This is a genomic window from Shewanella sp. M-Br (assembly GCF_036245925.1).
Taxonomy (GTDB): Bacteria; Pseudomonadota; Gammaproteobacteria; order Enterobacterales; family Shewanellaceae; genus Shewanella; species Shewanella oncorhynchi.
In genome coordinates, this window is sequence record NZ_BJBV01000024.1 from 75,067 (window position 1) to 101,933 (window position 26,867).

Below are 26,867 nucleotides of genomic sequence, written 5' to 3' on the forward strand. Positions count from 1 at the left end.
AAAACGATCTAGATTCATCTAGCATTGTACATTACTAATGTATTGAATAATCATCAAATTATATAGAAAAGTCGTAAAATAGTAACCATTCTAATCATACTGTGATAATGACGCGCTCAAGTGGCAATAAGTTATAAGCTAACAGAATGGTCTGGTAATAGTTATTCATTGTTTCTTATTGATGATCCAGAAAATACCAACGATATTCCTCATTTCTGGTTTTAGTTTTAATCTGGCGAGCAATACCATCACTAAGCATCAATTGACCTAATGTTATTTAATCCCAGCTAAAGATAGTCAAATCTAATCGCTCTCGCCGTGAATAAACAAAAAAGGCCTACTCAATGTAGACCTTTCATGTGTTTTTCAACTAGAAAACAAGCTTAACCGACTGTTATCTCTTTATACTCATCGGCTTTTTTATCGCCTCTCTTTGCTAAGGCATAGTAAAACAGCGGCGTTAGGATAAGACCAAAAACTGTCACCCCTATCATACCTGCGAATACTGCCACGCCCATGGCTTGGCGCATCTCGGCGCCCGCGCCAGTGGAGAACACCATAGGCACCACTCCCATGATAAAGGCGATAGATGTCATCAAGATAGGACGTAAACGTAATCTTGCTGCCTCTAATATCGCCTCCATAGGTGCCATACCATGGTCTTGTTTCTCCTTTGCAAACTCGACAATCAAAATAGCGTTCTTAGTCGCCAGCCCCACCAGCACTATCAGGCCAATTTGGGTGAAGATATTATTATCCCCACCGTAAATCAGCACACCACTGAGGGCTGAAAGTAAGGTCATTGGGATGATTAAGATAATCGCCAATGGCAAGCTTAAGCTCTCGTACTGGGCGGCTAGCACCATAAACACTAAGATGATCACCAGCGGGAAAACCAAAAGACCCGTATTGCCCGCGAGAATTTGCTGATAGGTCAGCTCGGTCCACTCATAAGTCATACCATTAGGTAACGTTTCAGCCAAAATTTTCTCAATCGCCGCCTGCGCTTGGCCTGTACTCACTCCGAGCGCTGGGCCACCGTTGATTTCAGCAGTCGTAAAGCCGTTATAGTGCATCACTCTGTCTGGGCCTGAACTTTGGCTGACGTTGATGAACGAACCTAGCGGGATCATGTCACCATTCAGATTCGGCACCTTTAGCTGACTTATCTGTTGCGGACTTTGACGGAACGCCTCGTCGGCTTGCATATTCACCTGATAAGTTCGACCGAAACGATTGAAGTCGTTGACATAGGTCGAGCCCATATAGGTTTGTAATGTCTGGAAGATTTGATCGAGCGACACTGCCTGCTGTTTCGCTTTAGTCCGATCGATATCCAGTTCAAGTTGTGGCACGTTCACTTGATAGCTAGAGAAAACGCCAGCTAACTGAGGATCGGCCCACGCCTTGTACATCACTTGTTGGGTCACCTGATACAAGGCCTCATAACCAAGGTTGGCTCTGTCTTGAATTTGCAGACGGAACCCTCCTATAGTGCCGAGGCCTTGCACAGGTGGCGGCGGGAAGATGGCAATAAACGCGTCTTGAATAGCAGCAAATTGCTGATTCAATTGTCCTGCAATGGCATTCGCCGACAGTTCAGGACTGGTACGAGAGTCAAAATCATCGAGCGCAACAAACACCACGCCTGAGTTAGGACTATTGGTAAAACCGTTGATGCTAAGGCCAGGGAAGGCAATCGAGTGCGCTACTCCGGGGTGATTTAGCGCAATCTCAGACATCTTCTTGATCACACTATCCGTACGTTCAAGGGATGCCGCATCGGGCAACTGGGCAAAGGCCACTAAATACTGTTTATCTTGGCCGGGCACATAACCCGTTGGTGTATTGGCAAATTGCACACCCGTTAACGCCACCATGCCTAAATACACTAGACCAATAATGCCGCCAAAACGGATAACCTTACGCACTAAGTAGCCATAACCATCGGATGCACGGTTAAATAAGCGATTAAAAGGCACAAATAACCAAGCACCAAACAACTTATCCATTAGACGCGTTAAGCCGTCCTTAGGTGCATCATGGCTCTTGAGTAACAGCGCCGATAATGCCGGACTTAAGGTCAGTGAGTTAATCGCCGAGATAAAGGTCGAGATAGTAATAGTCAAGGCAAACTGTTTATAGAACTGCCCGGTTAAACCGCTCATAAAGGCCGTTGGAATAAACACCGCCGCCAGCACTAAGGTGGTTGCCACAATCGGGCCAGTCACTTCCTTCATCGCCTTTTGTGTTGCCGCAACTGGGCTTAATCCTGCGGCAATATTACGCTCGACGTTTTCGACCACCACGATGGCATCGTCAACCACAATCCCGATGGCGAGCACCAGCCCAAATAGCGACAAGGCGTTTAACGAGAAACCGAGCAGATGCATAAAGGCAAAGGTACCGACCAAAGACACAGGCACGGCCACCAGCGGAATAATCGATGCGCGCCAAGTTTGCAGGAACAGTACCACCACTAACACCACCAGTAACACGGCTTCGAGCAGGGTTTTTACCACAGCTTCAATTGAGCCACGCACGAACACTGTTGGGTCGTAAACGATTTCGTATTCGAGTCCTTCAGGGAATCCTTTAGACAGCTCTGCCATTTTGGCGCGTACATCGTCGGAAATCTGAATCGCGTTAGAACCCGATGCTTGGAATACAGGAATGGCCACCGCATCCTTATTATCGAGTAAAGAGCGCAGCGCATAACTCGTTGCACCCAACTCGATGCGGGCAACATCCTTTAGGCGGATCACCTCAGCATTCTGACCAACTTTGATGATGATATCTTCAAATTCAGACAGTTCAGTTAAACGGCCTTTCACGTTAATTAAAAGTTGAAAGTCAGCACTGCCACTGGGCTGTGCGCCTAAACTGCCCGCTGCTGCCTGTTGGTTTTGCTCACGTACGGCGGCAATAATGTCTGCGGGCGATAAACCCAGCGCCGAGACTTTATTGGGATCAAGCCAAATTCTCAGGCTGTATTCGCCGGCGCCAAACAAACGTACAGCACCGACACCGTTTATCCGCGCTAACTCGTCTTTGACGTTTAGCGCCGCATAGTTAGACAGATACAACATGTCGTAACGGTTATCCGGCGATAACAAATGCACCACCATGGTCAAGTCTGGCGATGATTTTTCGGTGACTATACCTAAGCGCTGTACTTCTTGCGGCAGACGGGGCATAGCGCGATCCACTCGGCTCTGCACTTGGGTTTGTGCCTTATCCACATCCGTGCCAATCGCAAAGGTGATAGTCAAGGTCATGCGTCCATCGGACGTCGCCTGCGATGACATGTACAACATGTCTTCGACGCCGTTAATTTCCTGCTCCAACGGTGAAGCCACAGTTTCGGCAATCACTTTAGGATTTGCGCCAGGATAATTAGCAGTGACCACTACCGTTGGTGGCACTACCTCTGGATATTCGGTAATAGGCAACTGCCAAACGGCAATCGCCCCCGTGATAAGAAACAGCAATGACAGCACGGCTGCAAATATCGGTCTTTTAATGAAAAATTGCGACAACATAGTGTGTTATTCCTTAACCGCGGCTCGCCGTTTCGACCGCTTGCGCCGTCAAATGCTCTTGGTTTTTATCGAGTATTAACTGGGCTTGGCGTAGTGCCTCGAGCTTGTCGCTGTCGACCATGTCCACTATGTTTGGCTCAATTTGCATCTTAGGGCGTACGCGTTGCATACCATTGACGACGATCTTGTCTTCGGCCATCAAGCCTTGGGTCACGATACGCAGTCCTTGGACTTTTTCGCCTAAGGTCACACCGCGATATTCGACCGTGCCATCATGAGCGACGACCAGCACAAACTTATTATTGAGATCTGTGCCAACCGCTTTATCGTCGATCAAGATCCCCTCATAGGCGCCACTGCCCGCAGTACGAAGACGCGCAAACAAGCCTGGCAATAGGTTATTGTCTTCATTGTTAAAAGTCGCACGAACTCGAATAGTACCCGTCTGCTTATCCATCGCATTATCCACAAAGTCGACCATGCCAATATGGTGATAATCGCGCTCATTGGCTAAAGCCATGTAAACAGGATTATCGCCAGCACGGGGATCGTTACGTTTGTTCTGCGCAGTTAACTTCACGTATTTAAGGTAGGTTTGCTCGTCCACATCAAAATAGGCATACATGCTGGCGGTAGAGACTAAGCTGGTCAGCACACTCTGCCCTGCGGTGACATAGTTACCCGCAGTGACGTTGGCGTAGGATACTCGGCCATCAATCGGCGCTTGTACTTGGGTATAAGCTAAATCAAGCTCGGCGCGCATGAGTGCTGCTTTCACCGAAGCGACTGCAGCTGCAGTCTGACGTTTGTTTGACTCACGGGTATCGAGTAATTCGGCGGATACCGCTTTTTGGTCAAACAATTTATGGGCTCGTTCGAAGTCATTGGTGGCCAGTTGCTCTGCAGAGAGTGCGCTAGCAAGATCTGCTTTTAACCGGGCCACTTCCACTTCAAACACGCTTGGATCGATGCGAAATAACACCTCGCCTTTTTTCACTAAGGCGCCTTCTTTAAAATTTACTGAGTCGATATAGCCCGACACCCGCGGGATAAGGGTGACACTTTCTGGCGCCTGTAAACGACCGGTAAACTCATCCCATTCGGTGACTCGCTCATGTAATACCTGAGCTACATCCACCTTAGGCGCACTCGGTGCAGGTCCCTGCTGCGCTGTTTGCTCACCACAAGCTGAAAGGACGAAAGCAGCCACTGCCGTTAACATCATTATTCGTAAAGGTTTGTTACTCATCATATTACTATCCTCAAAGTGGCGGGCATTTCACGCTGTTCGAACCACACACATGCAGCTGTGTTACAAACCAAACCAATTAAATACCGACTGGTAAAAAACATTCTGTACTGGACGGTAATATATAGCGTAAAATGATGCTGTCAACAAATTTATGTACCGAACGGTATTTAATTAAAAGTGTGCACTTACCCTAGGCATACAATGCGTCCAGAGGCAAAAGGCTACGAGTTTGAACGGCAAAGCATTTTGATGAATATTGAAGCAAATACTGACTAACGCAGATAACATGCTGAACTTAGGTGACAACTTGAATGACTAAGTAGACATATCCCCCCTAAGTCCGTCATCAGTGGCAAGTGTGGCTGGACAGGGACTAAACCCATGTCTATCCTAGGGGCAATTGAGAATTGAGGAGCCTAATGATGTCAACCGTCACCCAGACGCCCTGTGTTGGTCGCCCACGAGCTTTTGACACTGACGATGCATTAGCAAAAGCCTTAGAAGTCTTCTGGCTCAAAGGTTTTGAAGGTACATCGTTAACCGATCTCACCCAAGCTATGGGCATTAATAAGCCAAGCCTTTATGCCGCCTTCGGCAATAAAGAACAGTTATTTCTCAAAGCGATAGAATTATATGAACAACGCCCCTGTGCGTTTTTCTATCCCGCACTTGAGCAGAAAACCGCCTATCTGGTGGTCGAGTCGATGCTGCTCGGGGCCGCGAGCTCTTTTGTGGATAAAAGCCATCCGCAGGGATGTTTGATTGTTCAAGGGGCATTAACCTGCAGTGAAGCAGGGCAAGCGATTAAAGACACTTTGATTAATCGTCGCCGCGACGGTGAAATCGCTCTGTGCGAACGACTGCAACGCGCCAAAGATGAAGGAGATTTGCCCGCAGATGCCGAGCCATTACTGCTTGCCCGTTATGTCGGCACAGTATTGCAAGGCATGGCCGTACAAGCGACCAGTGGGATTTGCCCGAATGAATTACGCAAAGTCGCCGAGCTAGTGCTCGCTAACTTTCCGCGCAATGATGAGTCCTGAACCATAAATCCTAATGCGCACAAACAATAAACCCCAGTTGAGTCCTCACTTAACTGGGGTTTAATTTATGCTTTGCTTTATTTCTGTCCAAGCATTTACTTCTGTCCAACCAAGAGTTCTCTAAACAGTTGCCTGAGTCGTTTCAATAATGGCAGGCTGCTTTTATCTTGATGCTGGATCACATCGACGTTTGCATACCAGCCTATCTGCTCAAATTCTATGGGGACCCGAGTTAAGTTACCCGATGAAACTGAGCTGGATGCCATGTGCTCTGGCAACAGACACCAACCATGGCCCTGTAATGCGAGCTCCAATAACACATAATAGTTATCGGCATACCAAACATCAGGACTGAACGCCTGCTGAAAACTACTGGTTTTAGTATTCCGTGAGCGGATAAGTAATTGTCGATACAGTCGCAATGAGTCCATGTTCGGTGCAACTGATTTTGCTAAGGGATGCGAACTCGCCACATAAAGATCGAATTGAATCACCCCAATACTCTCAAAATCTATACTACTTGGCATAGATAATTCACTAAAAATCAATCCTGTAGATGCTCTTCCCGAATGCACCATGTCGATAATATCTATGCTTGAGGCACTGAGAAACTCGAGTTCGATATTAGGGAAATCACCTTCTAACAACCGAATAATTTCAGATATTCTCTGTATCGGAATGCCTTCATCCATCGCAAGGCACACTTCTGAAGATTGACTACTGAAGAGCGATAAGGCGGTATGTTTGAGCCTACGATGTTGAAGAATCGTCGCTCTTGCGTAGGGCAGTAATTTACTACCTTCGGCCGTTAATACCGGATAACGACCCGAACGGTCAAATAACTCAACCCCACAGTCAATTTCAAGATTCATCACATGCTGGCTAATCACGGATTGTGCTTTCTTAAGTTGCCTTGCAGCATTCGAAAATGAACCAGATTCTACGGTTTCCATAAAGGCTTCGAGTTGTTCGAGACTAAACATATCGCTTTTACCGATACTATCTAACTATAACTTATCCCTATACTAGATAAAATTATGGCCATAGTCACATTAAATGAATGGGAAATAGCCATGAAAACGACAGAACGTATCTTTAACGCCTTACTCTTTGAAGCGATTGCACTCGCTATTATTATCCCCGTTTCTACCCTTATATCAGGCAAGGGAACCAGTGAACTCGCCATAGTTGGTATCGCTTTGAGTCTTTATACCGTGGTATGGAACTACTTCTACAACCTAGGATTCGACAGGGTATTTGGGGCAAATCGAGAGCAACGTACTTTGAAAACCAGAATACTGCATACCTTTGGATTTGAAGGGGGACTTATTTTCATTAGCATACCGACCATCGCCTGGTTTCTACAGATAGGTTGGTTGGCAGCCATGGGCTTAGAAGCGGTTTTTTTGATCTTTTTCTTTTTCTACAGCACCCTATTCCATTGGTGCTATGACAAGTATCAGCCCTACAAGACTTGGTTTACTATGCAAGCCACTAAGGTCAAATAGCGCAGCTAAGATCAACACACATCACCATCAAACGAACCTCACTAAACAATTTAGCGATTCGTTTGATGGCAGCATTGAAACTTATCCATTTCAATTTCTTCTACTCAGCAGAAAAGCTAAGCCAGAATATTCGTTGCCCAGCGCAAAAAACCACTTAAACACAGTAAACAAAAGTAATAGACCCGCACACAGTGAACTGAGGCTGTTGAAAGATCCTATAAACATCACAAAAGTACTCGCTATCAATAATTAATATTCAAATCATTAGTCTAGATATAATTCTTTATGCTATAAAAGCCATATATTAAGCAGGGAGATGGAAGCAAAATGCGTGTAGGGAACCGAGTGAGGCTCAGGATGCAGCAGGCATTAAATTTGCCATCAGCATTGATACTTAGCATCGTTTTATTACTCGCACCCATGGCTTACAACATGGCATTCGCCCAAGAAAGCAATGCAGTGCCCGCAGAATCACAGCCTCAGGCGATAACCTTAGCCGCAGAAGACAGTTGGCCGCCCTTTGCCAATCAATTCGGCCAAGGCATTTCCCATCGTTTAATCCAAGCCGCCTTTAAACAGTCGCATATTGAAGTGAATAGCTTAGTCGTGCCCTATTCTCGCGCCTTGATGATGGCGGAAAAAGGTGCAGTTGATGGGGTGTTTAACGTCACCCGCGAAAACAGTACTGAGCAACGCTTCATCTTTGGAAACACCCCATTATTTATCGCCACGGCTTCTTTTTATCAAAAGAAACAAAAACCTATTCTTGCAGACAATAAATGGGCGCTACCTAAAGGCACCGTTATCGGCGTGATTAAAAGCTATGAATATGGCGATGAATTTCCCACATTAGTTAAACAGCAACAGCTCAATATCGTCACCGTCGCCAACCAACAACAGCTCATCAATTTATTATTGATTGGTCGCATAGATGCCGCCTTGATGTTCGACTTAGTCGCGAAGGAAAACCTGAAAAAAATGGGGGTAGATGATGAGATTATTCCTGCATTTGCTAACCACAGCAGCGATATTTTTTTGGCCTTCTCGAAAGGAAATCCGCAAGCACAAACCTTAGCGACCCAACTTGACGCTGGCTTATCACAGCTAAAAGCCACAGGCCAATACGACAAACTGCTCTTAGTCGCTGACTAATCCACTATCGTTACAAGCGAATGATAGATTACCGCTGCGAGCGAATGATCTCTTGATTCACCCAATATAACAGCTGCTTAATAGCCTTCGACAGGATCTGATTCTGGCGCACAATATAACCTAAACTCGTAGTAGGGAATTGCGGTAGAGGAGTGACTTTAGTGGTGAGATTCGCCTTAGTGTAAACCGAAAATTCCGGTACGATAGCCACACCAAATCCCGCCTCAGCCCAATCGATTTGCGCGTCAACACTGCCGACTTCCATTATTCTGTAATTCGATAAGTTCAGCGACGGCAATGCGGGATCTAACAATTCGCGGGTTCGCGTATCGTGTCCTAATAAAATCAACGTCGGTTGCTCGGCTAAGGGCGTATCCACAGAGGGTTTTGCCTGCTGCCATTGCTGTAAGTTATCTCCGATTGCACACCATTTAATCTGTTGTAGCTCAGTAAAATGCAGTGGCTGACTTTCCTTCTGCGCAATCACAAACCCTAAATCGGCCTCGGCATTTTTTACCAGTTCAGAGGCTTGTGATGAGGTTGTGTTGAGCAGAGAGAAATCTATTCCCGGAAACTCCGCCTTAAAGAGCTGAAACGGCTGGATTAACAATAACCGCGAGATAATATCGCTGGCGGCAATGGTCAAGGTGCCTTGGCTAAGGTCATTAATCGCATTGAGATCCGCCTGACAGATTTGTAGCTCCATCAAAGTCTTTTGACTGCTCTCTAACAGGCGAAATCCCGCTTGCGTTAATCGAAAGGGATTACGGTCAATCAACTTGACTCGAGTGCTTTGCTCTAACTGCTTAATATGCAAGCTAACATTGGGCTGCGTCATGTGCAGCGCTGTGGCCGCTTTCCCAAAATGCTTGTATTCAGCCAAAGTCACGAAGGTCTTTAACCAATGGATATCGAGCATAACGCCACCTTTTGCAAAGTATTAGAGTTAATGATAGCCAATGATATATGAAATTCTTATTGGGATGATAACCATAATTAATTTCTCTTATTCAAATGACGGGTCTAGCATAGCGTCTTAATCAATGAGGAGATGTTGTTATGCCGTCGATCGTGGTTGTGGGTGCAAATTGGGGTGATGAAGGCAAAGGCCGCATCGTAGATTATTTAGCCGCGGATGCCGCTGCCAGTATTCGCTTTCAAGGTGGTAACAACGCTGGCCATACCGTCGTCAACGACTATGGCACCTTTAAATTACACCAATTACCGAGTGGCATTTTCAACCCTAACTGCGTTGCAGTTTTAGGCCCTGGCATGGTGATCAGCCCTGAAAAACTCAGTGTAGAAATTGCTGAAGTGCAAGCGGCTGGCATTGAAGTCAAATTATGCATTTCTGACCGTGCTACCTTGTGCTTACCTCTACATGCATTAGAAGATACCTTAGAAGAACAACGTCTTGGCGACCTCGCCTATGGTTCAACCCGTCAAGGGATTGCGCCAGCCTATGGCGATCGCGTGATGAAAAAAGGCATTTTAGTCGGCTGGTTAAACCAACCTGAAGTGCTGCAAGAGCGCATTCAATTTATGCTCGACTGGAAATTACCGCAGTTAAAAGCACTTTATCCAAGTTGCGATTTTAATCAAACCGCCGCCGAAATGACCGCATGGTTATTAGAAGTGACGGCACCTTGGCGTCCGTTTATTTGTAACGTGACAGAGCCATTAAAAGCATTACAAAAACAAGATGCGAGCTTACTGTTTGAAGCGCAATTAGGTGCTGGCCGCGACTTAGTCTACGGCGAATATCCTTATACCACATCTTCAAACGTGACTGCGGCTTACGCGGGTATCGGCAGCGGTTTACCAGCCCTGCGTCCAGAGCGCGTAATTGCTGTCGCGAAAGCCTTTAGCTCATCAGTCGGCACAGGCACGTTAGTGACCGCAATGGAAGAGCAAGACGCCTTCCGCGAAAATGCCAACGAGTTTGGTGCAACGACCGGCCGTCCACGTGACATGGGATATTTTGATGCTGTTGCCACCCGTAATGGTGTTGAGCTACAAGCAGCAACCGAAATTGCCCTGACTAAGATTGATTGTCTTTCTGGCATGAAAGATCTGAAAATCTGTGTTGCCTATGCTGGTGAACACACTGAGAACCCAATTTGGCCACAAACTGCTGCGTTAAGCCCAGTGTATGAGCAAATGCCAAGCTGGAGCGAAGATATTACTGGTTGTCGCACCTTCGAAAGCCTGCCTGTCGCCGCACAACAATATGTTGAACGTATTGAAGAGTTAATGGGTGTACGCGTTAGCATGGTTTCTGTTGGACCAGAGCGCGATCAAATGATCATTCGCTAGTAAACAACGTTTACCCTACAAAAAAGCCATATTCGCCTCGGTGAATATGGCTTTTTACTTTGATATGGTTTGTCATTGAAGAATCACTCAAGACGTTGATAGCAATGACTCGAATACCCCATATTCAAATATCGCCGCTAAGTGAAATAGCATTACTCTTCGAATACGTATTTATCTATCATACCGACCATACGACCAATTTCTGGTTTAGTAATGGTATCGTTAGCACCTAATGCCATCGCCTTTGTGCGGTTATCTTCACTCATTAAAGAGGAAAACATCACAATTGGCATTTGTCGATACGCCTTGGATTCTCTTAAGCGTTTCACCAAATGCATGCCATCCATGCGAGGCATCTCAACATCCGTAATAATGGCGCTGACAAAATCAGAGATAGAAGCATTATCTTGGTCAGCAAGATTCTCAAATTCCATCAGCATTTCAAGGGCATCACCACCATCTTTGGCTGTGATAATGTTGTAACCTGCGCTACGAAGGGTATTTTCGATCATCTTACGAATAAAAGCGGAATCATCGACAATTAAAATCGTTTTCGCTTCACGTTTCGCCAGCATTTTATCATTGATCAGTACACTTCTATCGAGCGTGACATCGTACTTATCCATACTCAGTTCAGGATTAATATCAGCAATAATTTTCTCAAAATCCAATATCATAATGAGCATGCCATCACGGCGCACTACGGCAACGACACAATCATTTTCACCCGCTTCTAAAAATTGACTCGGCGATTCAACTTGCTCCCACGACACTCTATGGATGCTACGAACACTATCGATTAAGAACCCATTAATCATCTTATTAAAATCAGTCACTATGACCACTTTGTGGGTTAAATCCTCAGGTGTCGATATTCCGAGCCAACCGGCAAGATCGACCAAAGGGATCAACTTTTCTCGCAGCGAGAACACCCCAACCATGTGCCGCTGGGCATTGGGATAATCTGACGTTTCTGGCACCCTAATGACTTCTCTCACTTTGGCGACATTAATACCGTAATGGCACACTTTATGGCCACCATTGGGAAGTGTCTTATGTAGATGAAACTCAATAATTTCGAGTTCATTTGTGCCACTCTCAGTCAATATTTCTGATTTTTTAATTTCGCTCATATAAAGCTCTCAACCTAGCAAATCAACGTAAGAAAGGGATTGCAGTTATCAGTATAGGAAGGGATTAATGAATTAGGCACGATAGTGTGATTTTACTGCCTGATTAGCGTGATATTTTTTGGGTAACAAGCATTTTATCTATAAGCAGAAAAGCGTCCCATAATCGAATCTAATGACGATTTCAGTCGTCACATTGTCAATCATCTCCAGATTAAGCATCGCCGTTGCTGACCTAAAGTAGTCTGCACATTTCCCTTAACAGCGATTTTGTCTCTCCGCATTAGAGGTTTTGTTTTAAGAGATAAGCCGCTAAACTATTGCGCAATAAAACTATCTAGAATAGCCGTACCCCATGCCGCAATTTAGCCCGACCTTTTCTTTCCCAGTGCAAATCTACTATGAAGATACAGATTTTTCTGGCGTGGTGTATCACCCCAACTTTTTGAAATACTTCGAGCGAGCCCGTGAGCATGTGATTGGTGCTGAGCGTTTAAGTGCATTATGGCAACAAAACCAACTGGGTTTTGCTGTGTATCGTAGCGATATGTTGTGCCATGAGGGGGTGGAATTTGCCGATATTATCGATGTTCGCACTAAGTTTTACTTTGAGAGTAAGTACCGCACTGTGTGGCAGCAGGAGATTTGGCGTCCACAGGGTAAAAAGCCTGCGGTCACGGCAACCATAGAAATGGTGTGTATGAATCAAGCCCGCCAACTAGCGCCTATGCCGGCAGAGTTAATCGCCATATTAAGTCTTGGTTTCACATCAAGCGAATAAAGCTAATACTCTTACATACAAGTACACGCGCGATTTCCTGAGCTTATTTCGACATAAGCAAAGGCAACAAAAATCACTCAAAGAAGTACAACTCAAATAACGATAACTGGACAGTATTAAGGCTCGACTGCAAGCCTTAGTACTCTTGATTTAACGAGCATTTTATTTGACGAGCATTTGATTTAACGAGCGCTTACTTTAATGAGCACAAGGTTTAGATTGTATTATGTAGTTGGGCCCAGTTCATTTCGAGTTCGGCGGCACTCATGGGCTTCGCGTAATACATGCCTTGTATAGTATCAACCCCCATAGCCACTAACCTATCTCTAATCTCAAGCGTTTCAATTCCTTCAACAGTTACCTCATAACCGAGTTTTTTGGCAATATTAATACTGGCTTCGAGGATGTATTCCGACGGTTTATCCTGCTCCAGATCCTTTAAAAAGGCTTTATCAATTTTGACTTCATTAACGGGTAAATGCTTTAAATAAGCTAAGGAAGAATGACCCGTACCAAAATCATCAATTGCAAGCCTAACCCCTAAGGCACGTATCTTTCCTAACGTCTCGACCGCCTTAGTTAAATCGGCCATTAAAGTGCTTTCAGTAATTTCGATCATCAAGGATTCGGGAGGGAGCTGGTAATAGGCTAATCTTGCAGCAATTTCTTGGGGTAAGGTTTCACTGTCAAGATCCCGTGTCGACAGGTTAACTGCAACACACAATTGTATCCCTGCCGCGCGCCATTTTGCCTGCTGTGCTAAAACCTGATCGAGTGCCCATTGGCTGACTAAATCAATCATGCCAGCATATTCGGCTAAGGGAATAAATTCTCCAGGAGAAATAATCCCGAGTTCGTCATGCTCCCAACGCATCAAGGCTTCAACCTGAAAACATCGACCCGTGGCAATATCCTGTTTAGCTTGATACACCATATATACTTGATTACGTTGCAAACCTTTAGGCAAACTATCGATAATTTTCAGTTCCCTTAACTGACGAATATCATCATTTTGGGCATAGTATGCAATCGCGCTACGAGAATGGCGGGCTTTCTTCAGCGCCAAATCGACTCGACGTAGCATCTGACTCGTGTCGGCATGGTGTTCTTGTAAATGCAGACAACCGATTTGAAGCTTAACGCTGACAGGTGTGTTCTTAATGCTAAAAGGCACTTGCAACCGCCCTCTTAGGTGGACTAATTGCTCCTCAGTCAACGCTTGCTCGTAATATAAACAGAATTCATCACCATTGAGGCGTGCGATTAATCTCGGGGATAAACTTAAGCTGTTTAAGCGTTCGGCAAATTGCTTCAGCAGGATATCGCCAAATACAAAACCAAAGAGATCATTCACATAGCGAAATCGATAAATATCAATTAGCACTAATGTCCCTTGAGTCAGCGGCATCATGCCAGTAAGAGTACGTTTCAAGCCGACACGATTAACAAGTCCTGTTAACTTATCCTTGCCCACACTTGCCGGTAACGCCTTTAATAATTCATTTAAAGTATGGTAGAGAGGAGCAAACGCTTGGGGGACGATGCCAATGTCTAAAGCTTGGCGTTCAACCTTTTGCTGCTCTAGCTGGGTACAAAGCTGTGCTAAAAATTTTTGCTGCGACCGTAAAGATCTGTACTTTGACTGCAGGATATACAATGAAAATATCAATAAAGCGAGAGAAGCGACAACTAACCCGATTACGAACATACCTTGGCCTCTGCCATACCACGTAAGCTTGTTCTCAAATGACACGATAAAGAATATCAGCGCCATTTGAATTCCATTTAGGCCTAACGATTATTGGTAACTTTCTCTAATTGAATGGAATTTTTCCATAAACTCATCACTGGCTAAATCATCGGTCGTCACAGGTAATCCACGGGCGACAAACACACCGAGACGTTGCTCTAGTTCAGTGCCCGCTCGCAATTCACCGGTATAAAAGGCCGCTGCACGAATAAAGTCGAGATAGGTGACATGATCGGGTAGATAAGGTAAATCAGCCCAACGCTCAACCACTTCCATCACTTCGGTAGAGAAATCCCAACTTTTCAAAACTGCACGACCCAAAGGCCCTTGCATTTTACGTACGAGCGCGCGTAATTGATCAATGCTAGTGAATAAATGGGGATGCGCCTCCGCTTCTGTTAATACAGGTAAGGCGCCAATGTTATGCACGAGTCCAGCTAAGGTTAAGGTGTCTAAATTTAATCGACTACTTGAATGACGTTTGTTATACATCTGCAACATGGAACAAGCGGCGGCGGTCACATCAATTGAGGTACGCCATACTTCATCCATCACTTCCCACACCATTTCATTGGTGGAAATGAATAATTGCTCCATCGCCACCGAAGTGGCAATGCTTTTAATCTGGATTAACCCAATACGAGAAACCGCACTGTTGATACTTTCAGCGGGTACGCCTCGGCTATATAACGCGCTGTTGGCGACCTTAATAATACGCGCAGAAATCGCGGCATCTTGGCCGATCACTTCAGCCACTTGTTTAAGGCTCGCATCGGAGCGTCCAACCACTTCTTGCACCCGCATCGCCACTTCAGGCAAGGTCGGTAGTACTAAGGCATCGTCTTTTAGTTTTTTTAATAAACTGACTAACAGTAGATGTTCGGTAGACATCTTAACTCCCATCAATCTGTAAACATCAACATTGGATTGTTGGAGTATATCAGTTGGCTGTCATTAGATGCCTAGAAAAAACTGCAGACGTTAATAATTTGTATGATTGCGTTATCAATTTTGCCTTACTTATCTGTCTTGAACATCGACCTCAATCATCACTCAAGTTGAAATATTCCGCTCCAGTTGATCTAAGCCAAACTCACTATATTCGTAAAATGTGAAGTACAGCTAAAGTTAACTAAGGCAATTTGCATACCCCTACTTTCATTGTGTAAAATGCCGCCCCCGCGCACCGCGTCATTTATTAACCCATTTGAGAGTGATTATGTTTAAACCTGAGCTGCTGTCTCCAGCTGGAACCTTAAAGAACATGCGCTACGCCTTTGCCTATGGCGCAGATGCAGTGTATGCCGGTCAGCCAAGATATAGTCTAAGGGTACGTAACAATGACTTTAAAATGGAAAACCTTGCCACTGGGATTGAAGAAGCCCATGCACTCGGTAAAAAGCTGTATGTGGTGAGCAATATCGCGCCCCACAATGCCAAGCTAAAAACCTATATCAAGGACATGGAACCCGTAGTGGCGATGAAGCCTGACGCACTGATCATGTCCGATCCCGGTTTAATCATGATGGTGCGTGAAGCGTTTCCTGATCAAGTGGTGCATTTATCCGTGCAAGCGAATGCCATCAACTGGGCCTCGGTAAAGTTTTGGCAAACCCAAGGCATCAAACGCGTGATCCTGTCACGCGAATTGTCCTTAGATGAAATCGAAGAAATTCGTCAGCGCTGCCCCGATATCGAGCTTGAAGTGTTTGTGCATGGCGCCCTGTGTATGGCGTATTCAGGCCGTTGTTTACTCTCAGGTTATATCAACAAACGCGATCCTAACCAAGGCACCTGCACTAATGCTTGTCGCTGGAAATACGATGTACACGAAGCGCAGCAAAATGACAGCGGTGACATCATTGCCATGCCAAATGCGGTGCAAATTGAAACGCCAACGACCTTAGGCGCAGGCGCTCCCACAGATCAAATTTACCTACTACAGGAAGCCAATCGCCCCGGCGAATACATGCCCGCCTTCGAAGATGAGCACGGCACTTATATCATGAACTCTAAAGACTTACGGGCCATTCAGCACGTTGAGCGCCTGACTAAAATGGGCATAGACTCGCTCAAAATTGAAGGCCGCACTAAGTCCTTCTATTACGTTGCCCGTACAGCACAACTGTATCGCCGCGCGATTGAAGATGCTTCATCGGGTAAAGATTTCGACCGCAGCCTAATGAATCAATTAGAAGGCCTAGCCCACCGTGGTTATACCGAAGGCTTTTTACGTCGCCATGTGCATGATGAATACCAAAATTATGACTATGGCTACTCAGTTAGTGACACCCAACAATTTGTAGGTGAACTGACGGGAAAACGTAATCTTGCAGGATTGGCCGAAATTGAAGTAAAAAACAAGTTCTCCGTTGGCGACAGTGTTGAACTGATGACGCCGCAGGGCAATATCAGTTTGACGATTGAACAACTCGAAAATCGCAAAGCTGAAGCGGTTGAAGCCGGTTTAGGTTCGGGGCACACTGTGTATCTACCCGTGCCGAAAGAAGTCGATTTGAGCCACGGTATTTTGCTGCGTAACTTGCCCCAAGGTCAGGATACTCGCAACCCACATGAACTAGGTTAAGATCATGGCACTACTGATCGACGATAGCTGCATCAATTGCGACATGTGTGAACCTGAATGTCCTAATCAGGCCATCACTATGGGCGAAGAGATCTATGAAATCGATCCAGACCGTTGCACCGAATGTGTGGGTCACTACGACAAACCGACTTGCGTGTCTGTCTGCCCCATTGATTGCATCGACCCAGATCCAAACCGTATCGAATCTAACGACGAATTGTTAGTGAAATTTGCCGTGTTAACGCAAAAAGCTTAATCACGTCACCTGACCGAGTGGTTATAATGCCTCTCGGTCAAATCTACCCTAATACCTGCCATAACCTGCGCAAAACAACCCGCATAAAAAATCACAATAAAGATGCATTTAACGGTATGAGGAACCTTTAAATCGCTTAAATCCAAGCCTTTATTTCAGCATTAGTCAAAACACTACTTTAGACTGACTTCTTTTCAGCGGTGAATGTCAAAAAAGTAGCAGACGGAATTTATCGCTACTGCACGGTTTGTGATTCGGACAAAATGTCGCTTGATAAATCACCACTTTTACAAACTCGGTTGTTTTAATAGATTAATAGTTATTATTTTGACGCTTATTTGTACACCTCACTCTTTAGCTAAGTAAAAAGTCACTTGCGGTCAAATTGTAAATCAAGTGTTACATTTTAACCTTATAAATTAGGTATACCTTAATCATCAAACTGGGCAGGTTGAAAATACCTTCTACATTGAATTATGTCTCGAAGTCCGTGGAGACATAAAAAGAAAATGGAGTTCAACATGCATAAGAAACATTTAATTGCAGTCGCGGTCGCAACTGGACTTGCTTACTTCCCTGTTAACGCTAATGAATACCAAGCGAGTATGGTAAGTGTCCCACAATCTAAAGCCATCAAAGATACTTACATTGTTGTATTCAATACCCCAAGCGTTCTTAATCTAAGTAATAACAACACCATAGCTGAATTCGCGACGAAACAAGCCGAGAGTTTAGTCAACCAATATGATGTCACTGTGATGAAAAACTTTGGCAATGTGCTCAATGGTGTACTCATCAAGGCCAGCGCCCAACAGATTAAAGCCCTGCGTAAAGATCCAAATGTGAAATACATAGAACAAGATCAAATCATGTCAGTAACGCCTATGGTTGAAGCCAATGCCAATCAACCGAGTCCGACCTGGGGCATAGACAGAATCGATCAACGAAACTTGCCATTGGATAGTAACTATCACACGGATTTCGACGGCTCTGGTGTCACCGCCTTTGTGATCGATACTGGCGTGCTTAATACTCACAATGAGTTTGGTGGTCGCGCCAGCAGTGGCTATGATTTTGTGGATAATGATTACGATGCGACTGACTGTAACGGCCATGGTACCCATGTGGCAGGAACTGTTGGCGGTGCTACTTACGGTGTGGCTAAAAACGTCAATCTTGTGGGCGTCAGAGTACTCAACTGTTCAGGTTCAGGCAGTAACTCTGGCGTAATTGCAGGGATAAACTGGGTGAAAAACAATGCTTCCGGCCCCGCCGTCGCGAATATGAGTTTAGGAGGAGGAGCCTCCCAAGCAACTGATGATGCAGTCAATGCCGCAGTTGCCGCAGGGGTCACTTTCGTAGTGGCGGCAGGTAACGACAACAGCAGCGCTTGTAACTACTCACCCGCACGGGCGGTAAATGCCATCACGGTTGGTTCAACCACCAGTAACGATTCCCGCTCGAGTTTTTCTAACTTCGGGACTTGCCTTGATATCTATGCGCCAGGTTCGAGCATTACGTCCGCTTGGTATAACTCAAATTCAGCGACTAATACCATAAGTGGTACCTCAATGGCAGCCCCACATGTGGCAGGCGTTGCCGCATTATACTTAGATGAAAATCCAAATCTCTCTCCCGCACAGGTGACAAACTTACTTACGACACGCGCCACATCTGGTAAAGTCACAGATGCTAAGACAGGCTCACCGAATAAGTTACTGTTTTCACTTGCAAGCGATGATGGTGGCTGTGGCAATAATTGCCCCGTCGATGAAACACCGCTGCAAAATAATGTGGGTGTCGCAATCAGTGGTGCCACAGGTTCTGCGACGTATTACTACATCGATGTCCCAGTCAATGCGGCAAGTTTAGGGATCAATCTAGCGGGTGGTTCTGGTGATGCGGATATTTATGTCAGCCAAGGGCAAAAACCGACGACAACAAGCTACCAATGCCGCCCTTATCAAAATGGCAACAACGAGAGCTGTAACTTCACCACACCTACGGCGGGTCGGTGGTATGTGATGGTGCAAGGCTATAATAATTACGCCAATGCCCAACTGACAGCCAGCTATAACCTGAATGGTGGCGGAAGCTGCACCGATGCAAACTGCTTAACCAATGGCGTACCTGTCACGAATTTAAGCGGGGCAACAGCAACAGAGAAACTGTATAAGATAGTGGTTCCTGCCAATAGCCAACTCAACATTGCCACCAGTGGCGGAACTGGAGATGTTGACCTGTATGTTAAAGCAGGCACTACCCCAACGACCACCAGCTATGATTGCCGTCCCTATAAAAACGGGAACAATGAAAGCTGTTCGATTACCGTGACTCAAGCGGGAACTTACCATGTGATGTTACGCGCTTATTCGAGCTACTCGGGACTACAACTGAGTGCAAGCTACTAACTCATTGACCAAACCATACAATAAAGTTTAAATAAAAATAAGCCCACTAAGATAACAACTTAGCGGGCTTCTTTATGGAATTAGCAGTGTGTAGTCTCACTAAATAACGTTAAAAGCTTGGGGATTTGGCGAGAATAATTGTCGGTTTCGCTTCAATTTGCAGACGCTCAATCACAGCGGCAAGCTTTTCAACACTAAGACGAATTGGGGCTGGCATACTGGCAAATTCGATACTTAACAGCAGGTTTTTCACTTCAAGTCCTAATTCAGTATCACCTTGAATACTCAGCTTACGCTGGAAGAATAGCGTGTCGGGATCTTCCTTCGCCGCCGCCACTAACACTAGCTCAGCAGAGTTGGCACTAAAGGTCACCTGCGCATCCGTGAGCTCTCTGACTTGCCACTTGCCATTAAAACTGACTTCGAAGGCTAAGTTTAGATCTTCCACTCGAATCGCGACCCATTTATCCGTCAAAAATCCAAGCTCATCGTCAGCAGCTTGCTCGGCAAGTAAGAGTTCAAGCAATTGGCTGATGGCTTTTGCTTTGAGGCTAAACGGCATCTTAGCAAGGGGAAAGCCGATGGCTTTTGGGGTGAACTCTAAAAGTTGCTGAGCAAATTTTGCGAAAAAAACAGCGGACATGGTGGGAACCCTACAAGAATAAAACATGATATATCCCAGTTTATCGGGATTTTATGATCTTAAACCTGTTTTAAATCAATTCATCGCCATTCAATCTTACCTACACTCAGCGGCTATCATTTTATCGGGAGCATCACTATGGAGCTGTTGTGTCCAGCAGGAAATCTGGCCTCGCTAAAGTCGGCATTACATGCCGGAGCCGACGCTGTGTATCTAGGGTTAAAAGACGACACCAACGCGCGCTCGTTTGCAGGATTAAACTTCACCCCCGCAAAATTGCAAGAAGCCACTGAGCTGACGCAAAAGCACGGCAAAAAAATCTTTTTGACCTTAAATACTTTTCCAAAGCCCGGTGAAGAGCATCGTTGGTATCAGGCTATCGATTTAGCGGCAAAACTGGGTATGGATGCATTAATTGTCGCCGATCTTTCTTTACTCGATTATGCCCATAGGCACTATCCAAACCTGCCACTGCATTTATCGGTGCAGGCCAGTGCAACCAATCTGGGTGCGCTGAGCTTTTATAAGGAAGCCTTTAACATCGCCCGAGTAGTATTGCCAAGGGTGTTATCCATGAAACAAGTACGGGATCTTGCTAAAGTCAGCCCAGTGGATTTGGAAGTATTCGCCTTTGGTAGTCTGTGCATTATGGCCGAAGGGCGTTGCCAGCTATCATCCTATGTAACGGGCCAATCACCCAACACAGGTGGATCTTGTTCACCGGCAAAACACGTTCGCTGGCAAGAAGAAGGACAGAACCGATTAACCCGGCTCAACGATGTGTTAATTGATAAATCGGCCCTCGACGAACAAATGGGTTATCCCGTGGTATGCAAAGGCCGTTACATCACAGCAGATCAAGATTCGCCGCAATATTTACTCGAATCACCAACCAGTTTGAATACCTTAAGCTTACTTCCAGAGCTAGCCAAGGCGGGCATAGTGTCGCTGAAAATCGAAGGACGTCAACGCAGCCCCGCCTATGTTGAACAAGTCACTCGAGTATGGCGTCAAGCCATAGACACCTATCTAAATAATCCAGCGCTGTACTCACAAAGCCAAAATCAACCCCATTGGGAACAAGCCCTAGCGAAAGTATCCGAGGGTCAGATCACTACGCTTGGCGCCTACGAGCGCGATTGGCAATAAAAGGTAAATAGAGAGCAAGATTGACAAAGGACACCTTATGAAGATTTCCCTAGGACCACTGTTGTATTGCTGGCAGAAACAGCAAGTCGCTGACTTTTACCAGCAAGTCGCCGCCAGTCAAATTCCCTTAGTGTATTTAGGTGAGGCGGTTTGTAGCCGCAGACGCGAACTCAAGTGGGGCGATTATCTAGAGCTGGCGCAAATGCTCAAGCAGGCGGGTAAAGAAGTCGTGCTTTCGACGCTGGCCTTAATCGAAGCGCCATCTGAATATACTGAGCTCAAACGCCAGGTCGATAACGGTGAATTTATCGTCGAAGCAAACGATATGGCGGCAGTGTATCTTGCCAAAGAACGTAAGTTACCCTTTGTCTGCGGCGCGAGTATCAATAACTACAATCGTGCTAGTTTAGATATCTTGCAGCGGTTTGGAATGCAAAGATTTGTGATGCCAGTGGAGCTATCTAAGGCTTGGTTACAACAAGTGATTCAAGAACAGCCATCATTTGAGGTGGAAGTGCTCGGCCACGGCTATTTACCACTCGCCCATTCAGCACGCTGCTTTACCGCTAGACACAAACAGCTCACGAAAGATCATTGCGAAACGGTGTGCCGTGAATACAGTAAAGGACTACTCGCGCAAACCCAAGAGCAGCAACCTTTACTCAGGCTCAATGGAATTCAAACCCAATCCGCTAGCTGTTTAGATTTACGCAGTGAAATAGCGGCAATGACACAGATGGGGGTCGATGTGTTTCGAGTATCACCCAATAGTCTTGACTGCATCACTAAAGCCAATACTTTGGTCGATACGATTCAAGCGACTAAAAATACTCAGGATTTCTCAATGAATAGCAACCTTGATATAACCCAGTGCAACGGTTATTGGTTTGGTGAAGCGGGCCTTGCTGTGCATGTGAATCCATAGCCTAGAGCTGAAGATAAGTCTAAATTCAAAGATAACTCAGCCAATGATTTTGGGATCTTGGCTGAAGCTTAACTGGCTAAAAAGCAGCACACTTGTCCAACACAATAAACTTCCCAGTCCAATCCATTCTAGTAGGGCTGGCCACCACAAAGTAGGACGCGGCAGTTGCAATACCATCTCCTGATAAAACGGTCTATCGCCTTCGGTCAAACCTAAATTGAGCTGTGGCGCATACAGAAACGTCAACATGCTACATAAGACGATTAACGCCAACAACCCAGTCCAACGGCCAAAGTTAGACTTGCCGAAACAGACCAAGGCTAAATAGAAGATCGCACTCAAACTCCCCAGATAGAAAAACCATTTCAGCCCAAGAACATGCAAGTGATACACGTTCACCGGAAATAATCCCACGCTCGCTAAAGCCAGAAAAGTGAGAGCCAAACTGATAAAGAAAGGGTATCCCCAGCAAGAAGTCACCTGCTGCAAAGAAGACAAACAATAGAAAACGAGGCTTAAACTGCCAAAAAACAACCCACCGTTGAGAATGACAGCGAAAGACGAATGACCATAAGTCCCTAATTCACTTAGGGTGTGATTCAAAAAATTGAAGCGATGGAATTCAGAATCATCGAACCCCAAAACAGTAATAACAATGCCAATTAAAAGCCCAAAGATCCCCAAAAAACCAAACTTAATGGCCAGTGTTGAGCCGCCTTTAATCGTAACCTTCTGTACTTTTGCGATCATGAATACTAGAGCTGGATGGGAGTAATACTAACTTACATGGAAATGAGAAGATTTAAAGCGGCGGGTATCCGCTTTATGAATAATATTTTTACTTTCATCGTTATTTGCGACTTTTTAGTCAATCACAAAAGCATCAAGATAATGGAGAAGGTCACTTTTAGAGATAGGTCGATTTAAAGGCTTATCGCATAAAAATGTGTCCTAGTGCCCAAGACTCCTTAACATTACCGCGATATGCACAACAGGTTCTCGTCAACGCTATATAGCCAGAGTTATCTCTATTGCACTTTCAAATCGAACAGAAAACCAGCCAACATGGCGGTAGGGCTAAAGTTGCTGATGTTTTTTTGTGCAGAAATAACATCTAGATAGTTTCACACACATCAGTAAACAAGTAATTAACCAGTCGTTAACCCACCTAAGGTAAGTGATGGTAATACTATGTTTAATAATACTTTTATAGTAATGCAAGCCAATATAACCACTCTTAATTTATCGACAACTAAAGTAAAATAACTATGCTGTTTTGCTGCTTATATCAAACTAACTAGCGAATCGTTTTACATAGAGAAGCTAAGCGAGTAATCTTCCCCATTCTCGTTTTTGAGTTGAATTTAAATGCACCTTAATTAGCGTCGACAGCTTGTTACGTGCGGCTATTTATTCAAATTTACCATGTACGACTCGTACTTTAAGGTGTACAACATTGGCTACTGAAAATAAAAACCGAAACATTAAGACGATACTCACCTTTATCGTCCCTTCGCTGATTGGTCTGTTGTTATTTATGACCCCTATCAGCTACAACGATGCGATCACAATTCCTATCGCTATCATATCTAAAGCACTGCAAGGCGCATTGAGCGGTGTGCTAACCCTCATAGTGACTATTATTGTTGTGACTACGGCGCTGGCCTCTTTACTGTCAAAAGTGTTTAAGCCCACATTCGTTAGCCAAAATCACTTCCTTAATGGTTTATTGAATGTCAGCCCTATGTGGTTGACGACTCGGATCTTAGGTGCAGTGTTTATCGTACTGACTTACTTAGGTTTAGGTCCAGAGATCATCAACTCCTCGAGCACTGGCGCATTAGTCTTAAACGACTTATTACCTGTGTTGTTCTCGGTATTTATCTTTGCTGGTATGTTACTGCCGCTGCTGCTGAACTTCGGCCTACTCGAGCTCTTTGGCACACTCTTAACGAAAGTCATGCGTCCTGTGTTCAATCTACCGGGTCGTAGCGCTATCGATTGTATGGCCTCATGGTTAGGTGATGGCAGTGTCGGTATTTTGCTGACCAGCAAACAATACGAAGCCCGTTTTTATACCCAGAGAGAAGCCGCAGTTATTGGTACAACCTTCTCGGCGGTATCGATTACCTTCAGCTTAGTGGTGATCTCACAAGTTAAGTTAGAGCATATGTTTGTGCCCTTTTATTTGACTGTGTGCCTCGCGGGTTTTGCCGCCGCTGTGATTGTGCCTAAGTTGCCACCATTATCGTGGAAGAAAGACAACTACATAGATGACACACCACGCATGCCAGATGATGAGCTGATCCCCGCTGGACATGGCGCCTTATCTTGGGGCTTTGATAAAGCCTTAGAAAAAGCCGCCAGTGCTGGTGGCATAAAAGCTGTCTTAAATGAAGGTATTAAAAACGTTGTCGATATGGTGTTTGGTATTATCCCTGTGGTAATGGCCATTGGTACGCTGGCACTGATTATTGCCGAGCACACACCCATATTTAACTATCTGGGGATGCCGTTTATTCCATTACTCGAATTACTGCATATTCCAGAAGCCACTGAAGCCTCTAAAACAATCGTGGTCGGTTTTGCGGATATGTTTATTCCGTCAATCCTTGCCAGCTCAATTGAATCAGATATGACCCGCTTTGTAATTGCAGCCTTATCTGTGACTCAGTTGATCTATATGAGTGAAGTCGGTGCACTGCTTATCGGCAGTAAAATTCCCGTCAACTTCGTTGAGCTTTTCGTGGTGTTTATTCTACGCACTTTAGTGACACTGCCTGTTATCGCAGGTGTAGCCCATTTATTGTTCTAACATTACGCTAGTTTGGGCCTAACGTAGGTTTTAATGTAAGTCCAACAAACGTTCTAAAAAAGGGGAGTCAGATTAACTGACTCCCCTTTTTGCACTAACTCATACACGAACTGGCTGTTTTGATTATATAGCGTGACTTAATCGTACAATCTCCACTCGACACCACACAACTCACTTTTGGACAGAAGGTGTAGGCAAATTGTACTGGGTGACCTGCTATTTCAGTCACAGGGATCTAAGTGTTGGCTGGTATTCAATCATATAGGCTTGCCATGGCATTCACTCTCCGACACGCAGCTAGTCCGTCCGTGGATGCTCGACCGCCCCATCCATGGGGCGGACGGTCGTCTCGCCAATCACCATTGCTCACCTTTTGGGCACTAGTGTAACCAGTCTGTATGAAGGAGATACCCAGCACGCTTTTGGACAAAAGCGTGTTAGATTCCTAACTCTAATTCGTGAATTTCGGATTAAAATTTCTATGGGTAACGTTGCGTTCACCTGCGGATTGTTAGTAGTGCGTTGAGATAAACTTAGCGCAGCGATATTGCAAAAGCGCTACTTACAATGCGTCAGGTGCAATGCCTTGTTATATTTATTTTTAACAGATTGAGCACCAAAATAAAAACCAATGATGACTGTTAAAGAGTTTGCAAGAATATCTGGTATTGGCATTTGTTTGATAGCAAGATAACCAATTGCCAAAGTTAACACCATAGCAATACTGCCTGAAGTACCATATACATCAGCAAATTGCTTTAAAGACGAGCCTTTGCTTTGACGTTTAGATATGTCATGTAGAAATTCGTTTTGAAATCTATAGTGGTGTGTGTTTTTACCGTCATGGTATATATAGTTTTCTAAGGCAACATCAACTTTTTTATCAGCTTCACCGGCCTCAACTTTAAAGCCAATCGTGACCAAGTTACCACCAAAAAAATCTTCGTAAGTGTGGTGTGTATTGAACTCTTTTCCTTGAGGATTTCGTTCTTTTACTATTTCAAGGGCCGCTTGTTCGATTTCCTTGCTCATAATTTACACTCTACGATTTAAATATAACGCCAAGTTCAGTGGTGGCCGGAACGGAGTGCCTACTTGCACATTGTCGGGCATCCACTGCAACGCCTGGTTATGCATTTACATGCACTCTATTAAGGATGTGTCGCAAATTGCCCCACCCTTGCCATTGTTTTCTTTCTGCCAAGACGAATAAGCATTGTCAAAAGATTCAGGATAAACACCGCCTTTATTCAGAGAGTCTTTAACACTGGCCTTCAATACTTTTTCTGTGATTGCCATATGGCGAACTAGGCGCTCGACTTGCCAAGCAGCATTGCCATGTTTTCGACCAATCACTTCAATATGAAATACACCGGTAGTCGCTGCGCTCTCAAGGTTATGAATGATGACCCACCGACTCATATTTTCGGTAGATTCAATAGTCCAGATTCCGGCCTTGTGTGTAGCTAGATCTGAAGCAAATGCGCTACTTGCAAGCAGGCCAGAGATCAACCATAAAATTCTGTGCACATAAACCTCAAGATGCATAACGCTTTGCTCACCGGAAAATTGGGAGCGTAGCGAGTAATTTTTCCGCGTGCAGCAAC

At 45.1% G+C, this 26,867-nt stretch carries 22 protein-coding genes; 11 read left to right on the plus strand and 11 right to left on the minus strand.

Annotated features, from left to right (window positions below; all coding sequences use genetic code 11):
• Positions 1-383 precede the first annotated feature (383 nt).
• Complete coding sequence (locus AAA952_RS18385; RefSeq protein ID WP_338258782.1) at positions 384-3,542, minus strand: efflux RND transporter permease subunit; 3,159 nt, start codon at positions 3,540-3,542, stop codon at positions 384-386.
• 13 nt (positions 3,543-3,555) lie between these two features.
• Positions 3,556-4,794, minus strand: a complete 1,239-nt coding sequence (locus AAA952_RS18390; RefSeq protein WP_338258783.1) for an efflux RND transporter periplasmic adaptor subunit — start codon at positions 4,792-4,794, stop codon at positions 3,556-3,558.
• Between the two features lie 419 nt (positions 4,795-5,213).
• On the opposite strand from AAA952_RS18390, the gene AAA952_RS18395 reads away from it, so the two are divergent.
• Complete coding sequence (locus AAA952_RS18395) at positions 5,214-5,837, plus strand: TetR/AcrR family transcriptional regulator (protein ID WP_338258784.1); 624 nt, start codon at positions 5,214-5,216, stop codon at positions 5,835-5,837.
• Positions 5,838-5,932: 95 nt separating this feature from the next.
• On the opposite strand, the gene AAA952_RS18400 is transcribed toward AAA952_RS18395, so the two are convergent.
• Positions 5,933-6,820 (minus strand): LysR family transcriptional regulator, encoded by an 888-nt coding sequence (locus tag AAA952_RS18400; protein WP_338258785.1) that lies wholly within the window; start codon positions 6,818-6,820, stop codon positions 5,933-5,935.
• A 90-nt stretch (positions 6,821-6,910) separates the two neighbouring features.
• On the opposite strand from AAA952_RS18400, the gene AAA952_RS18405 reads away from it, so the two are divergent.
• Together AAA952_RS18405 and AAA952_RS18410 are read left to right on the plus strand one after the other, a co-directional pair.
• Entirely contained in the window at positions 6,911-7,345 is a 435-nt protein-coding gene (locus AAA952_RS18405; protein ID WP_338258786.1) for a PACE efflux transporter, read from the plus strand.
• Positions 7,346-7,672: 327 nt separating this feature from the next.
• Positions 7,673-8,497 (plus strand): substrate-binding periplasmic protein, encoded by an 825-nt coding sequence (locus tag AAA952_RS18410; protein WP_338258787.1) that lies wholly within the window; start codon positions 7,673-7,675, stop codon positions 8,495-8,497.
• 28 nt (positions 8,498-8,525) lie between these two features.
• Here AAA952_RS18410 and AAA952_RS18415 read toward each other — a convergent pair whose 3' ends face one another.
• On the minus strand, positions 8,526-9,416 hold the full coding sequence (locus AAA952_RS18415; protein WP_028761417.1) for a LysR family transcriptional regulator: 891 nt from the start codon (positions 9,414-9,416) through the stop codon (positions 8,526-8,528).
• A gap of 140 nt (positions 9,417-9,556) precedes the next feature.
• Between AAA952_RS18415 and AAA952_RS18420 the strand changes: the two genes are divergently transcribed.
• A complete protein-coding gene (locus AAA952_RS18420) occupies positions 9,557-10,813 on the plus strand; it encodes an adenylosuccinate synthase (protein ID WP_338258788.1) in 1,257 nt (418 codons plus the stop codon).
• A 152-nt stretch (positions 10,814-10,965) separates the two neighbouring features.
• Here the strand turns inward: AAA952_RS18420 and AAA952_RS18425 are convergent, their stop codons facing one another.
• Positions 10,966-11,946 (minus strand): chemotaxis protein, encoded by a 981-nt coding sequence (locus AAA952_RS18425; protein ID WP_105251730.1) that lies wholly within the window; start codon positions 11,944-11,946, stop codon positions 10,966-10,968.
• 352 nt (positions 11,947-12,298) lie between these two features.
• On the opposite strand from AAA952_RS18425, the gene AAA952_RS18430 reads away from it, so the two are divergent.
• The gene (locus tag AAA952_RS18430; protein WP_113939326.1) at positions 12,299-12,724 is read left to right on the plus strand and encodes a thioesterase family protein; all 426 of its coding nucleotides are present in this window, start codon (positions 12,299-12,301) and stop codon (positions 12,722-12,724) included.
• A 214-nt stretch (positions 12,725-12,938) separates the two neighbouring features.
• Here the strand turns inward: AAA952_RS18430 and AAA952_RS18435 are convergent, their stop codons facing one another.
• The gene (locus AAA952_RS18435; protein ID WP_338258796.1) at positions 12,939-14,432 is read right to left on the minus strand and encodes a putative bifunctional diguanylate cyclase/phosphodiesterase; all 1,494 of its coding nucleotides are present in this window, start codon (positions 14,430-14,432) and stop codon (positions 12,939-12,941) included.
• 90 nt (positions 14,433-14,522) lie between these two features.
• Positions 14,523-15,365, minus strand: a complete 843-nt coding sequence (locus AAA952_RS18440; protein ID WP_338258789.1) for an HDOD domain-containing protein — start codon at positions 15,363-15,365, stop codon at positions 14,523-14,525.
• Positions 15,366-15,693: 328 nt separating this feature from the next.
• Between AAA952_RS18440 and trhP the strand changes: the two genes are divergently transcribed.
• From trhP to AAA952_RS18455, 3 genes are all read left to right on the plus strand, one after another.
• Positions 15,694-17,061: a prephenate-dependent tRNA uridine(34) hydroxylase TrhP gene (gene trhP, locus AAA952_RS18445; RefSeq protein WP_105251727.1), complete on the plus strand. Its 1,368-nt coding sequence runs from the start codon at positions 15,694-15,696 to the stop codon at positions 17,059-17,061.
• A 4-nt stretch (positions 17,062-17,065) separates the two neighbouring features.
• The gene (locus AAA952_RS18450; RefSeq protein ID WP_338258790.1) at positions 17,066-17,317 is read left to right on the plus strand and encodes a YfhL family 4Fe-4S dicluster ferredoxin; all 252 of its coding nucleotides are present in this window, start codon (positions 17,066-17,068) and stop codon (positions 17,315-17,317) included.
• Between the two features lie 521 nt (positions 17,318-17,838).
• A complete protein-coding gene (locus tag AAA952_RS18455; protein WP_338258791.1) occupies positions 17,839-19,728 on the plus strand; it encodes a S8 family peptidase in 1,890 nt (629 codons plus the stop codon).
• A gap of 109 nt (positions 19,729-19,837) precedes the next feature.
• Here AAA952_RS18455 and ubiT read toward each other — a convergent pair whose 3' ends face one another.
• Positions 19,838-20,371 (minus strand): ubiquinone anaerobic biosynthesis accessory factor UbiT, encoded by a 534-nt coding sequence (gene ubiT / locus AAA952_RS18460; protein ID WP_131523260.1) that lies wholly within the window; start codon positions 20,369-20,371, stop codon positions 19,838-19,840.
• 138 nt (positions 20,372-20,509) lie between these two features.
• Here ubiT and ubiU point away from each other — a divergent pair, with 138 nt between their 5' ends.
• Together ubiU and AAA952_RS18470 are read left to right on the plus strand one after the other, a co-directional pair.
• Positions 20,510-21,520 carry a ubiquinone anaerobic biosynthesis protein UbiU gene (gene ubiU / locus AAA952_RS18465; protein WP_113939322.1) on the plus strand — a complete coding sequence of 337 codons (1,011 nt, stop codon included), beginning with the start codon at positions 20,510-20,512 and terminating at the stop codon, positions 21,518-21,520.
• A gap of 37 nt (positions 21,521-21,557) precedes the next feature.
• Complete coding sequence (locus AAA952_RS18470) at positions 21,558-22,445, plus strand: U32 family peptidase (RefSeq protein ID WP_338258792.1); 888 nt, start codon at positions 21,558-21,560, stop codon at positions 22,443-22,445.
• 36 nt (positions 22,446-22,481) lie between these two features.
• Here the strand turns inward: AAA952_RS18470 and AAA952_RS18475 are convergent, their stop codons facing one another.
• Positions 22,482-23,195, minus strand: a complete 714-nt coding sequence (locus AAA952_RS18475; RefSeq protein ID WP_028761881.1) for a hypothetical protein — start codon at positions 23,193-23,195, stop codon at positions 22,482-22,484.
• 706 nt (positions 23,196-23,901) lie between these two features.
• On the opposite strand from AAA952_RS18475, the gene AAA952_RS18480 reads away from it, so the two are divergent.
• Positions 23,902-25,260, plus strand: a complete 1,359-nt coding sequence (locus AAA952_RS18480) for a YjiH family protein (RefSeq protein WP_131523258.1) — start codon at positions 23,902-23,904, stop codon at positions 25,258-25,260.
• A gap of 558 nt (positions 25,261-25,818) precedes the next feature.
• Here the strand turns inward: AAA952_RS18480 and AAA952_RS18485 are convergent.
• Together AAA952_RS18485 and AAA952_RS18490 are read right to left on the minus strand one after the other, a co-directional pair.
• Positions 25,819-26,292: a hypothetical protein gene (locus AAA952_RS18485; RefSeq protein WP_338258793.1), complete on the minus strand. Its 474-nt coding sequence runs from the start codon at positions 26,290-26,292 to the stop codon at positions 25,819-25,821.
• Between the two features lie 105 nt (positions 26,293-26,397).
• Positions 26,398-26,867 (minus strand): DUF5086 family protein (locus tag AAA952_RS18490; RefSeq protein ID WP_338258794.1); only part of this gene is annotated, 470 nt, incomplete at its 5' end.